The 12,369-nt window shown below is 66.6% G+C and carries 7 protein-coding genes; 4 read left to right on the forward strand and 3 right to left on the reverse strand.

The window, feature by feature from the left end; all coding sequences use genetic code 11:
* Positions 1–197: 197 nt before the first annotated feature.
* The gene (locus DDF67_RS11660; RefSeq protein WP_158278036.1) at positions 198–2,435 is read right to left on the reverse strand and encodes a TonB-dependent receptor; all 2,238 of its coding nucleotides are present in this window, start codon (positions 2,433–2,435) and stop codon (positions 198–200) included.
* Positions 2,436–2,592: 157 nt separating this feature from the next.
* Between DDF67_RS11660 and DDF67_RS11665 the strand changes: the two genes are divergently transcribed.
* From DDF67_RS11665 to DDF67_RS11675, 3 genes are all read left to right on the forward strand, one after another.
* Positions 2,593–4,473, forward strand: coding sequence for a glycoside hydrolase family 2 protein (locus tag DDF67_RS11665; RefSeq protein ID WP_109101070.1), 1,881 nt, complete (start codon positions 2,593–2,595; stop codon positions 4,471–4,473).
* A complete protein-coding gene (locus DDF67_RS11670; protein ID WP_109101071.1) occupies positions 4,470–5,375 on the forward strand; it encodes a polysaccharide deacetylase family protein in 906 nt (301 codons plus the stop codon). The genes DDF67_RS11665 and DDF67_RS11670 overlap by 4 nt, the downstream gene beginning before the upstream one ends.
* A 201-nt stretch (positions 5,376–5,576) precedes the next feature.
* Entirely contained in the window at positions 5,577–6,404 is an 828-nt protein-coding gene (locus DDF67_RS11675; protein ID WP_146198018.1) for a hypothetical protein, read from the forward strand.
* 6 nt (positions 6,405–6,410) lie between these two features.
* Here the strand turns inward: DDF67_RS11675 and DDF67_RS11680 are convergent, their stop codons facing one another.
* Complete coding sequence (locus tag DDF67_RS11680; protein WP_269845447.1) at positions 6,411–7,154, reverse strand: AAA family ATPase; 744 nt, start codon at positions 7,152–7,154, stop codon at positions 6,411–6,413.
* A 44-nt stretch (positions 7,155–7,198) separates the two neighbouring features.
* Here DDF67_RS11680 and DDF67_RS11685 point away from each other — a divergent pair, with 44 nt between their 5' ends.
* Positions 7,199–7,477 (forward strand): M23 family metallopeptidase, encoded by a 279-nt coding sequence (locus DDF67_RS11685; RefSeq protein WP_233247627.1) that lies wholly within the window; start codon positions 7,199–7,201, stop codon positions 7,475–7,477.
* 1,134 nt (positions 7,478–8,611) lie between these two features.
* Here DDF67_RS11685 and DDF67_RS11690 read toward each other — a convergent pair.
* On the reverse strand, positions 8,612–12,235 hold the full coding sequence (locus DDF67_RS11690) for a TonB-dependent receptor (RefSeq protein ID WP_109101074.1): 3,624 nt from the start codon (positions 12,233–12,235) through the stop codon (positions 8,612–8,614).
* Positions 12,236–12,369: the final 134 nt, after the last annotated feature.

Here is a 12,369-nt window from a genome sequence, read left to right on the forward strand (position 1 = left end):
ACGTCCGCGCGGCAGCAGCGGCTCGATCCGAGCCCACTCCTCGTCGCTAAGCCACTGAACATGCTTGGCCATCTCACGGCTCCTTTTCAGAAGCCTTGAATCAGCAACCACCCCTTACCGCCAGCGCTTATTGAGTACGGACCCTAGGATGCGACGAAGGCGGGCGCGCGCGGATCTTCCGCGCGCGCCCTGCCCGGTCAGAACGTCTTCGAGGCCCGGATCCCGCCATAGCGCTTGAAGTCGCGCGGCAGGAAGGCCTGCACCGCCAGCTGGTTGCCGTAGGCGCCGTAGTTGTTGACGAGGTTGGTGTAGTAGCCCTCGTCGAACAGGTTATTGACGAAGGCCGTCACCTGGAAGCCGCGCACTTTGTCGCGCACGCCCACCGACAGGTTGACCACCGCATAGCCCTTCTGGGCGGTCAGCGGATCCTGGCTCAGCGAGTAGTTGACGCTGCTCTGGTAGTTGGCCGCCACATTGGCCACGCCCTCCAGGTCACCGGCCAGCGGACGTACATATTCGGCGCCGGCGCTCAGCTTCCACTTCGGAGCCTGGGGCGGGCGCTCGCCGGCCAGGTTCTGGCGGGCGGGCGAGCCGGTGCAGCCCTGGGCGACCGTCTGGCCCGGCCAGCACTGGGCGCCGGCGAACTTCGTGATCTCGGCGTCAAGATAGGCCACCGAACCCGACAGGGTCAGGCCGTCGACCAGCCTGGCCGTGCTTTCCAGCTCGATCCCGCGCGTGCGGATCGCGCCGACATTGGTCAGGCGGAAGTTCTGGGTGCCGTCGGGCAGCAGTTCGGCGCCCTGGGCCTGGAAGTCCTCGTACTCGGTGTTGAACAGCGTGGCGTTCAGGGTCACGCGGCGATCCAGGAACCGCGAGCGCACGCCTACCTGGATGTCTTCCGAGCTTTCCGGACGCACGGGCCCAAGGTCGGCGCGAGCCTGGTTGAAGCCGGTGGTAAGGTCGTAGCTCTGGCCCTTGTGGCCGGTGGCGAAGGTAGCGAACACCATCACGTCGTCGGCCAGCTTGTGCTGCACGCCCACGCGATAGGTCGAATACTCGTCGCTGGAGCCGTCCGCCCAGGCGGCGGCAGGGCCGGCGCGCAGGTCGCGGAAGGTGTAGCCGATCTTCTCGCGGCCCAGGCGCAGGCCGCCGATCAGGGTCGTGCCTTCCAGCACGTCATACTCCAGCTGGCCGAACACCGAGTTTTCGTTCGAGCCCGAGGTGGCGTCCCAGTTGGCCTGCGAGAAGGCCGGGCCGCGGAAGAAGTAGCGGCGATAGTTCACATCGGCGTGGAAGGCGCCGAGGGTGTAGCGCAGGCGGTTGGAGCCGTTCGAGACCAGACGGATTTCCTGGCTGAACTGGTCGGCCGAGAACAGGCCCTTGGCGTAGTTGTTGACGCTGAGCGCCGTCTCGTCCTGGTCGAAGGCGTCCAGCATCTTGTAGCGGTCGTTGGCGGTGACCGAGATCAGGGTCGCAAAGCCAAGATCATAGGTAAGCTTCAGCGATTGGGCGAAGTCCTCGTAGTCCGAGCCGGTGGTGACGTTGTTGACCACCGAGCTGTTGTTCGGACCCACGTTCACGCCGGGCGCGAACACCGCCGGCGTCCAGGCGGCGTTGCCGCGCAGGCGGGCGTCCGGCGACAGGGCGATGAACGGCCGGCCCGCCGTGGTGTCGCCCTTCAGGTAGTCGATCGCCAGGGTGGCGCTGAACTTGTCGGTTGGATCCCAGACCAGCTTGTTGCGGGTGGCGAAAGTCTCGCGGCCGTTGACCTTCTCGCCATTGTACAGGTTGTCGATATTGCCGTCGAAGCTGGTGTAGCTGTTCGACGAGCGGAACCGCAGGCTGTCGGTGATCGGGCCCGAGATCATGACGCCGAAGCCCACTTCGTCGTCGGTGGTGGCCAAGGCGCTGACCTTGCCGGTCAGCTCGCGGGTTGGGCCCGGGGTCACGATGTTGATCAGGCCGGCCGAGGCCGACTTGCCGTACAGCGTGCTCTGCGGGCCGCGCAGCACCTCGATCCGCTCCACGTCGGCCAGGTCGGCGAAGGCCCGGGCCTGGAAGGCGATCGGCACGTCGTCGACCACCACCGCTACGCTGGGCTCGACCCCCACCCCGAATGCGAAGGTGCCGACGCCCCGGATCGAAACCGAGGCGTTCACGGGGTTGTCGGCCGGACGCACGATCAGCGACGGGGCCACCTTGGTCAGGTCGGTGAACTCACGCACCGCGGCGGCTTCAAGCTGGTCGCCGCCGATCACCTGCACGGCCATCGGAACGTCCTGCACATTCTGCGAGCGCTTCTGGGCGGTGACGACGATCTCGCCCACTACGGCGTCGTCGACCGTTTCCTGGGCGTGAGCCAAGCCTCCGAAGGCGGCCAGGGCGACCCCCGCCGAGATCCCGCCGAGCGCCGTCGTGCTGAAAAACCGCCGCATACCTGACTCCCACATTCTGAAGGGTTCTTCGACCCGATGGGAGTGCACATAACCATTGGTCAGGCCGATTACAATAGCGGCCTGACCATGCGCCCTGGCCAAACTAGACCAAACCCTCTAGGAAGGAGCCAAGTACGATTTAGGGAGAACGCCGCCCATGACGCCCAGCCGTCGCCAGCTCCTGGCCGGAGCCGCCCTGACCGCCAGCGCCGCCCTGGCGATGCAGGCCCAGGCGCAGGAAAAGGCCGCCTCCCCGCCCCTGCCCGCCGGCCCGCTCGCCGTCGGCGACGAGCCGCTGCTGCTGTTCGCCCAGCACGACCGTCCCCGCACTACGCTCGACGGCCTGTGGGCCTACATCCTCGACCAGAACGACTCCGCCTTTCGCAAGCCGAACGCGCGCCGCGCCTTCTGGCTGGACGAGACCCAGAAGCCAGGCGGTCCGGTCGTCGAGTACGACTGGAGCGTCTCGCCGCGCATGGAGATTCCCGGCGACTGGAACACCCGCGATCCGTCGCTGGAGTGGTACGACGGCCCGATCTACTTCCACCGCCGCTTCCAGGCCCATGCCGACACGGGCGGCCGCCGCTTCCTCAGTTTCGAGGCGGTGAACTACGAAACCGTCGTCTGGCTGAACGGCCAGGAGATCGGCCGCCACGAGGGCGGCTTCACCCCCTTCGTCTTCGAGGTCACCGGCAAGCTGAAGCCCGGCGAGAACGTCGTGGTGCTGCGGGTTGATGATCGCGTCGGCCCCGAGACCCTGCCCTCGCTCGACTTCGACTGGAAGAACTACGGCGGCGTCACCCGCTCGGTCTGGCTGGTCGAGACGCCCACGACCTTCCTGCGCGACGCCTTCCTGCGGCTGGAGAACGGAACGATCGTCGCCGACCTGCGCGCCGACGGCCCGGCCGCCGCCGGCCTGGAGGTCTCGGTCGCCATCGCCGGCCTGAACCTGACGCTGACCGGCAAGACCGGCCCCGACGGCCGCGCCCGCCTTTCCGCCAAGCCGCCGCGCGGCCTGAAGCTGTGGTCGCCCGAGACGCCGATGCTCTACGGCGTCACCTTCAAGGCCGGCGAGGACGTACGCCGCGACCGCATCGGCTTCCGCACGCTGGAGGCCCGCGGCCGCCAGATCCTGGTCAACGGCAAGCCGCGCTTCATCCGCGGCATCGCCCTGCACGAAGAGCCCCTGGGCGCCCAGGGCGGTCGCGTCATGACCCCGCCCGAGGCCCGCGCCCTGCTGGAAGAAGCCAAGGCCCTGGGCTGCGACATGGTCCGCCTGGCGCATTATCCGCATACGGAAAGCACCGTGCGCCTGTGCGACGAGATCGGCCTGCTGGTCTGGTCGGAGATCCCCGTCTACTGGGACGACGTGGCCTATGAGAGCCCCAGGACGCTGGCCCTGGCCCGCGCCATGGCCGCCGAGATGGTGGTGCGCGACCGCAACCGCGCCAGCGTCGCCTTCTGGTCGGTGGCCAACGAGACCCCGACGCACCAGGCCCGCACCACCTTCCTGCGCCACGTGGTCGCCGACATTCGTCGCCTCGACCCCACCCGCCTTCTGACCGCGGCCCTCAACAAGAACATCGACGTCGGCGGCGCCAAGGCCGGCCAGAACCAGTTCGTGGTCGACGACCCGCTGGCGCCCGACCTCGATGTCGTGGCCATCAACCAGTACGAAGGCTGGTACGGCCCGCGCACGCCCGACCAGGCCAAGACCGTGCGGTTCTCCAACCCGCACGACAAGCCGATGATGATGAGCGAGTTCGGCGCCGACGCCCTCTATGGCGAACGTGGTCCCAAGGAGAACCGCTGGACCGAGGAGTACCAGGCCTGGGTGTTCGAGGAGACCCTGGCCCTGCTCGAGCGCGACGGCTTCGTCGGCGTCAGCCCCTGGGTGCTGAAGGATTTCCGCTCGCCGCGCCGCTGGCACGCCCGCTACCAGGACTACTGGAACCGCAAGGGACTGGTCAGCAACGAGGGTCATCGCAAGCTCGCCTTCGAGACCCTGCGCCGCTACTACGCGGGCAAGACCGCGTGAGATCCGTCGCCCTTCTCGTCCTCGCCTTGCTGGCGCCCGCCACGGCGCTCGCCCAGAGCTTCGATGTCGCCGTAACGGTCGACGACCTGCCCGTCCACGGCGCCCTGCCGCCGGGCATGACGCGCCTGTCGATCACCAAGGCGCACATCGCCGACTTCAAGGCCCACGGCGTCCGCCAAGCCTACGGCTTCGTCAATTCGGCCAAGGCGACGGATGCGGAAAGCAACGCCGTGCTCGACGCCTGGCGCACGGCCGGCCACCCTTTGGCCAACCACACCGCCACCCACCTCAACCTCGAAAAGGCCGAGACGCTGGACGCCTGGATCGCCGATCTCGAGGCCGGCGAGCCCGCTGTGGCCGAAAGGATGAAGGGCCAGGAGTGGCGGTATCTGAGGTTTCCCAACCTGACGGCCGGCACGCGGCCCGAGCGCCACGAGGGCGCGGCCGCCTATCTGGCCGCTCACGGCTACAAGGTCGCCCACGTGACCCTCTCGTTCAGCGACTGGAGCTACAGCGACGCCTACGCCCGCTGCGTCGCCAGCAACGACCAGGCGGCCATCAGGACGATGGAGGACCAGTACCTGCGCGGCGTCGACGATGAACTGACCCGCATGCGCGCCGTCTCGCAGAAGGTCTATGGCCGGATGATCCCGCAGGTGCTGCTGACCCACATCGGCGGCTGGTCGGCCCACATGCTGCCCCAGGTGCTGGACCGCCTCGACGCCGCCGGCGCACGCTACGTCACGCTGCAGGAAGCCCAGAAGGACCCGGCCTATGCGCAGGCCGAAGCACTCCCAGGCGGCGGCGGGATAATGGAGCGCACCGCCAAGGCCCGGAAGATCGACCTGTCGAACATCGTGTCCCCAAGCGAACAGGTGGATCCCAAGGCGCTCTGCCGCTGAGAACGCGCCTAGCTGCCGCAATTCGATAGCCCGCGTCGCGACACAACTTTTCCGGACGTGAAATTAAGATAGACTGGCCAAGCTTTCGGCCGTCGACGGCATCGCTCGCGCGATCAGGCGGAACGGGCGGCCGAGCCCAGTGCCCGCTTTCCATCATCCGACGCTGCCGGCTCCATCGGGGCGGCCCCTGGGATCGCGCTCATGCCTGACAAGCAAACCCGCATGTATCTGCCCAAGGACAGCGAGGGCTTCGCGTTGCTGGGCGCCACCAACTTCGCTGGTCCCGGCTTCGCCACCTATGCGACGTTCAAGACCCGGCCGCAGAACAGCTGGGACCTGGCCGCGAAACTGCATGACCTGGCCTATCAACTGAACAATCTGAGCGTCTTCGACCGGCCCACGATCGACAAGTGGTTCGAGCGGCGCAAGGTCGACGTCCTCAACGGCTTCTGGGCGGTCGGCAACGCCCTCGACAGCGTCGTCGACACGATCGCCGACGGCGGGCGCGAGCTCCTGGAGTTGGGCGGCCTGCGATCCAAGACGTTCGGCGGCCCGCGCAACAACAGCGCCGGACGCCAGCTGTTCAGCTATGATCAGGCCCTGCCCTATACCGACGAGGAAAGGAAGACGATCTCCCGTTTCTACAAGGCGGACCTGATCTTCAACCTGATGAACGAGCACAAGGGCGGCGCGCCAACCCTCGGGACCTCGTTCTGGAACTGGGCTTCGCGGCAGGCCTTCCTCGACGACCCGACCTACCTGATCCATGAGGACGACTTTCGCAATCCGCTGCGGGAGCAGCCCACCTGGGACCTGCTGAACGATCCCAGCCTGTACCTGATGATCCCCTATTGCGAACTTGGCGGCACGGCCCCCACCCGCACCCGCCTCGACACCGTACGCGGCGTGCCGATGACGGTGACCGAGCCCGACTGGAACGCGGCCCACGCCATGGACGTGAACCCCGGCTTCCACCGCTGGTTCGAGGAGAACTACGGTCCGATCCTGGCCCGGCTGCGCGCCCTCTGATCCTGTCTAGCCGTAGGCATAGGCGAAGGCGCCGTCCGCTACCGAGACCGCAATCGTTTTCACCGCCAGCCCCTTCATCTGCCGGTCGAGCAGTTCTATCGACAGCTGGGGCAGCATGGTGTTGGTCAGGATCGCGTCGATCATCCGCCCGCCCGAAGCCACCTCGGTGCAGCGCGAGACGATCAGCTCGACCACCGCCTGGTCGTAGCTGAAGTCGATCTCGTGGTTCTCGGCGATGCGCTTGCGGATGCGCTCCAGCTGCAGCCGTACGATGCCCTGCAGCATGGCCGGGCTCAGCGGATAGTACGGCAGCACGATCAGGCGCCCAAGCAGCGCCGGCGGGAACACCTTCAGCAGTTCGGGCCGCAGCGTCTGGGCCAGGGCGGCGGCGGCCGGCTTCATCTCCTCGTCTTCTGACAGATTGGTGATCAGGTCGGTGCCGACGTTGGAGGTCAGCAGGATCAGCGTGTTCTTGAAGTCGATGTAGCGCCCTTCGGCGTCGTCCATGTATCCCTTGTCGAACACCTGGAAGAACATCTCGTGGACGTCGGGGTGGGCCTTCTCGATCTCGTCCAGCAGCACCACCGAATAGGGCCGTCGGCGCACCGCCTCGGTCAGCACCCCGCCCTGTCCGTAGCCGACATAGCCGGCCGGCGCCCCCTTCAGGGTCGAGACGGTGTGAGCTTCCTGAAACTCGCTCATGTTGATGACGATCAGGCTGTCGTCGCCTGAATAGAGCAGCTCCGACAGGGCGGGGCTATGGCAACTACCTGAAGATCCGCCACGGCCAGCACCTGGTCACGGCCTACGCCCATCTCGACGCTTTCGACCCGGGCGTGGCGCCCGGCGCGGCGGTGCGGCAGGGCGAGATCGTCGCCCGCTCCGGGCAGACCGGCGTCGGAACCGGCCCGCACCTGCACTACGAGGTCATCGTCGACGACGCCCACACCGATCCGCTGACCGCCCTCGCCAGCCTGGGCGAAGGCCCCTCGCAACAGCTGGAGCCGGGGGATCTGGAGCGCTTCCGCGCCGCGCGCGACCGGATCGACGGCCTGCGGTCGAGCGCCCTCTAAGGCCCCGAGCAACCCCGGCGAGCGCGCAAAAAAAGGCCGACCCGTCGTCTTGGTCGGCCGGAGGGGAACTATGAAGGTTGTGGTCGGCTCGCAGACGCCGAACACCTTCCTCATTTACCGGCAACCGCCGTTCGATGCAATATCGGCCTGACCAATTTTTATCGATCAGGCGCGATTATCGCCGTCGCATCTCTCGCGTGCTGCAAAGCCTTCTGCGTCAAAGGGTCGACACTTCTTCTTCCCACACGGCAGAGGCCCAGGCATGCCCCAGCCCCCCCTGGTCATACCAATATGGCGTACCTTGGAGACGCTCCTGACCACGCACCGCAATGGCCCCGTCGCTTTCCGTGGCAAGGAAGATCCTCCCCCACAGGGCGAGGTTCCTGGTTATGGGGATAGAGCAGCGTGGATCCCCGGCGTTCAGCGAAAAGTTCTGAAGGTGATCAATCACTTGCAACTTTCTCAGTCTCGCCAATCAGACGCGCTGAAACCCGCCGCATAATCATTGGGTCCCGTCGCAGGGAGAGGGCGCAAGGATCCGGCCCGAAGCGTGCGACGTGGATGCGATCGAGCGGGGCTGAAGGAGCGGCGTGAGCCGGGCCTGAAGGCTTAAATGAGGATGGGGGACGTAAACCCATCCATCGGGAGCTTGCCTGACTAGGCTCCCGCCCGTCCAAGGGTTCGCGCCGCCATGCACGCCTGGCCGTCAAGAAACGGGGCGCATTGCATGGGGAAGGGGCACAGGGCGGAAGAGGCCCGCGCGCCCCGGCCTGAGGCATAACGATCGCGCGGGGCGTCTATGCTTCGTCGAAACGGTATTTAAAACTCACACATCCGGGCGAGGCCCGGACGCCCCGCGCCCTCTCCACAAGCTCAGCGGCAAGCCGCGTGAGAGCGCGAGCCCATACCCAAAGATCCTCCCCCTGAAGGGGGAGGTGGCCCGAAGGGCCGGAGGGGGAAGTGACTGATGAGGTCAGTACTCCCTCCGCCACAGAAGCCCCTTCCCCCTCAGTCGCTCCGCGACAGCTCCCCCTTCAGGGGGAGCATCTGGGGCCAGCGCCGCCCCCTCCCCCGACAGCAAAAGGCCCTCCCCTGCTTCCAGGGAAGGGCCAGTCGCCAACCGGAAAGGAGAGACTAGTTCCGGTAGGTGAAGCCGAGGGCGAAGCGCGAGCCGCCGTACTGGACCGACCAGGGATTGGCACGGCCTTCGAAGCCGCGGTCGTCCGAGCCGACCGACAGGCGGGCGGCCTGCAGCAGGTTGCGGCCTTCCAGGTAGACCTCGAGGTTCTTGTTGATCCGCCGCGAGATCTTGGCGTCCAGATACTCGTACTGTTCCGAGTAGTAGGGCTCGCTCGGGTTGTACGGGAAGCGCACGTAGTTGCCGATGTTGGTGTTGGGCGCGTTGGCCACCGGCGAGGCGCTGGTGTTGCCGCATGGCGAGATGCAGCTCAGCACCCGGTCGCGGGTCTGGTAGGCGATACGGGCCTTGGTGACGCCGTCGTCATACCAGAACACCAGGTTGGCGAAATACTTCGACTGCCCCTGCGGATCCAGGCCCTCGGCGGTCAGCGGGTCCATGTAGGTGACCGCGTTGCCCGACTTGGTGGTCGAGATGTTGAAGTCCATGCCGGTCTTGCTGAGCTTCCACGGCAGGTAGGTGAAGGCGGTTCGCGCCACGAACTCCCAGCCCGACTGCACATAGCCGGGACCGTTCTCGTAGGTGGTCATGCCGAACTCGTAGTCCGAGAACTTCTTGCCGGTGCCCGGGATCTCGAAGTCGGTGCCTTCGAAGATGTTGACGTTCTTGACCGGCACGGCCAGCGGCCCGCCGACCCGCACCTTCTGGCGGTAGTAGGCCAGGCTGAACGAGGTGTCCTTGTTGGGATACCACTCCAGGCTCGTGTTGTTCTTGGTCGCCTGATACGGCTTCAGGTCGGCGTTGCCGAAGGTGCCGCAGGCCATGTCCTGCTCGGAACCGTCGGCGTCGGACACGCCGTCGCGGCGTTCGTCATAGGTGCAGGTGCCGCCCGGCCACAGGTACTTCATCGCCGGCGGGGCGATCGTCTTGGCCCACGAATAGCGCAGCACCACCTTGTCGGGGATCGCCCAGACGGCGGCGTTGTACGACGGCAGCCAGCCGGTGTAGCTCTTGTTGATCGACACCGGGCGAACCCGGTTGGTGGTGGTGACGCCGGCCGTGGCGTTGGGGTTGTTGGGGTCGAAGGCCGCGTTCTTGAAGGTGGTGGCCAGGGTGACGTAGCCCGAGCCCTCGACTTCGGACTTGAACATCCGCGTGCCCAGATTGCCACGGAATTCCATGCCGAACGGCAGGTCGTGGGCCAGGTCGGCCATCCAGTACCAGGAGCTCATGGTCTCCTCGGTCTCGTTGAACGGCTGCTTGTAGACCTTGCCGTCGCTGGCCTTGCACTCCTTGAGGCAGTCGAAGTTGTAGTTCACCGCGCCGGCCATCTGCGAGAAGGCCTTCTTGACGTCGATGCTGTCCCACAGCTCCAGGCCGCTGACGCCCTTGTAGCCGGGCATGAACTTGCCCGAGTTACGCTCGATCGAGCTCTGGAAGATGTCGATCAGCTGGGCCTGGGTGAGGGTTTCCAGGCCGTACAGGAAGTTGACGCCGGTGGTCGCGTTGGGGACGTAGCCGTAGGCGCAGGCGTTCGCCGGCAGGGTCGAAGCCACGTTCGCGCAGGCCCGCACGTCGCCGCGCAGGGTCAGGGTCGGCACGAAGACGCCCGGGTCGGGCGAGAAGCCGCCGCCGGCCCACGAATTGGCCGTGCCCTTGCGATAGAGGATGCCCGCCTTGAAGCGCGTGAACAGCGGCATGTCGGGCAGGTAGGTGACGTCGAACTTCAGCTGGTCTTCGGCGCTCTCCACCTTCCGCGGGTTGAAGACCAGGCGGTAGGCGTTCGAATAGGCCGGCTGGCCCACCGCGGTCGGCACGTTCAGCTGGGCGTAGTTGCGCATGTCGGTGGCGTCGAAGGACGACGGCATGTCGATCGTCCAGATGCCGTTCTCCAGCGCCCGCATGGTGGCGTTGCCGTAGGTGTAGCTGCGCGAGAAGCGCAGGTCGGTGCGCGAATAGTCGCTCTCGTTGCGGCCGAACATCAGGTCCATCGTCAGCGGACCGCGATTGTAGTTGGCGCCGCCGGAGATGTAGTTCGTCTTCCAGATCTGGTCGTTCTGGATCTGGTCGATGCCCAGGGCGGCATTGGTGATGTCGAACTGGGTCAGGTGATGGTTGCCGTCCATCTGGATGGAGCCCGGCACGATATTGGCCGCCACGCCCATCAGCGGGAACGAGTTGTTGGTCACGCTCGAGCCCGGCGTGGTGTCGATCGTGAACGGCGCCGTCGGCATGCCCTGATTGTAGATGTAGAAGCCGCCGCCCGGGATGGCCGAGAGCACGTTGGGCGTGCCGGCCGGGTAGAACGTGTTGGTGAGCAGCGAGGTCGCCGTCTGGTTCTGCGAGGCCGCGTACAGCGAGGTGATGCCGCCGCGGGTGCGCTGGCGGTTGTTCTCGTTCTGCTCGCGGTTTGCGACCTGGTACTTGGCGAAGATCGTCAGGTCGTCATTGACGCGGTAGTCGAAGCGCAGGTCCCAGGACAGCCGGTCTTCGTACTGGGTCAGGTTCTGGTCGCGCACCAGGTTGGGCGCGTAATCGTTCCACTGGTTGAGACAGCTGATCTGGGCGTTGATCTGGGCGGCCTGGGCGGCCTGCCGGTTGGCGCCGTTGGAGCCGGCGACGATCGTGCCCAGCTGCGCGTCGGTCAGCATCGGGAAGGCGGTCAGGCATTCGGCCTTGGTCTTGGCCGCGGCCGACTTGGTGTAGACGTCCAGCGGCGTCGGCGCGTTGAACGTGCCGCCGCCCACCATGGCCCACGAGGCGATCGGATCGCTGGCGCCGACGCCGTTGGCGGTGGCCGGGTTGTAGCTGAAGGTCTTGTCGGGCGAATTGTCGAAGTCGGCGAAGCGGGTATAGCCCTGGGCGTTGTTCGAGCCGCCGTTGTTCAGCGCGTGGCTGTCGTTGAGGCGCTTGCTGTAGCTGATGTTGCCGATCACCCCGAGACGGTCGTCGAGGAACTTGCGCGAGGCCACCACGCCGATCTCCGGCGAGGCCTTGCGCGACAGGGTGTTGCCGGCCGCGGCGCCGCGGATCGACAGGTAAGGCTTCTTGAAGTCCAGGCCCGTGCGGGTCTGGATCTGCACGGTGGCGCCCAGGCCGCCCGGCGTCATGTCGGCCGTCTGGCCCTTGATGACGTCCAGGCTCTTGATCATTTCGGCCGGGAATTCGCGCAGGTCGGCCGCACGGCCGTCGCCGCCGCCGGCGGCCAGGCTGAAGCCCGAGGCGGCCACGCCCATGCCGTCCAGCTCGATGCGGGTCAGGTCCGCGCCATTGCCGCGGATCGACACGCCGTCGCCTTCACCAAAGCCGTTGCGCTCGATGGCGACGCCGGCGATACGCGACATGGCTTCGTTGACGTTGCTGTCGGGGAACGAACCCACGTCGTCGGCGACGATGGAGTCCTGGGCCGTCACGCTGCGCTTCTTGCGCGCGATCGACGACTGTTGCGAGGCGCGGGCCCCGACGACGATGGCCTCGACCTCGGTCGGGGACTCGACCGCCCCGGAGGTCTTGACCGTTTCGGATTGTGCGGCGGCTTGCTGAACCGGCCAGACGGCCGCGCTCAAGGCGATGATCGACACAGCCGCGGCCGTGCGGCCGCGCGCGCTGAAGCGCTTCATTACTTCCTCTCCCAAAGTCTTCTTATTCTCGCGGGGGCGTCTTGGGCCTCCCGCCGTGGCTCTTGGACTGCATTCGGCGACGTCGCCTGGCCGACCCGCTCGGGGCCCGACCAGGCCGTCGCTATGCGTCGGCC

Origin of the sequence: Caulobacter endophyticus (assembly GCF_003116815.1) — a bacterium.
Taxonomy (GTDB): domain Bacteria; phylum Pseudomonadota; class Alphaproteobacteria; order Caulobacterales; family Caulobacteraceae; genus Caulobacter; species Caulobacter endophyticus.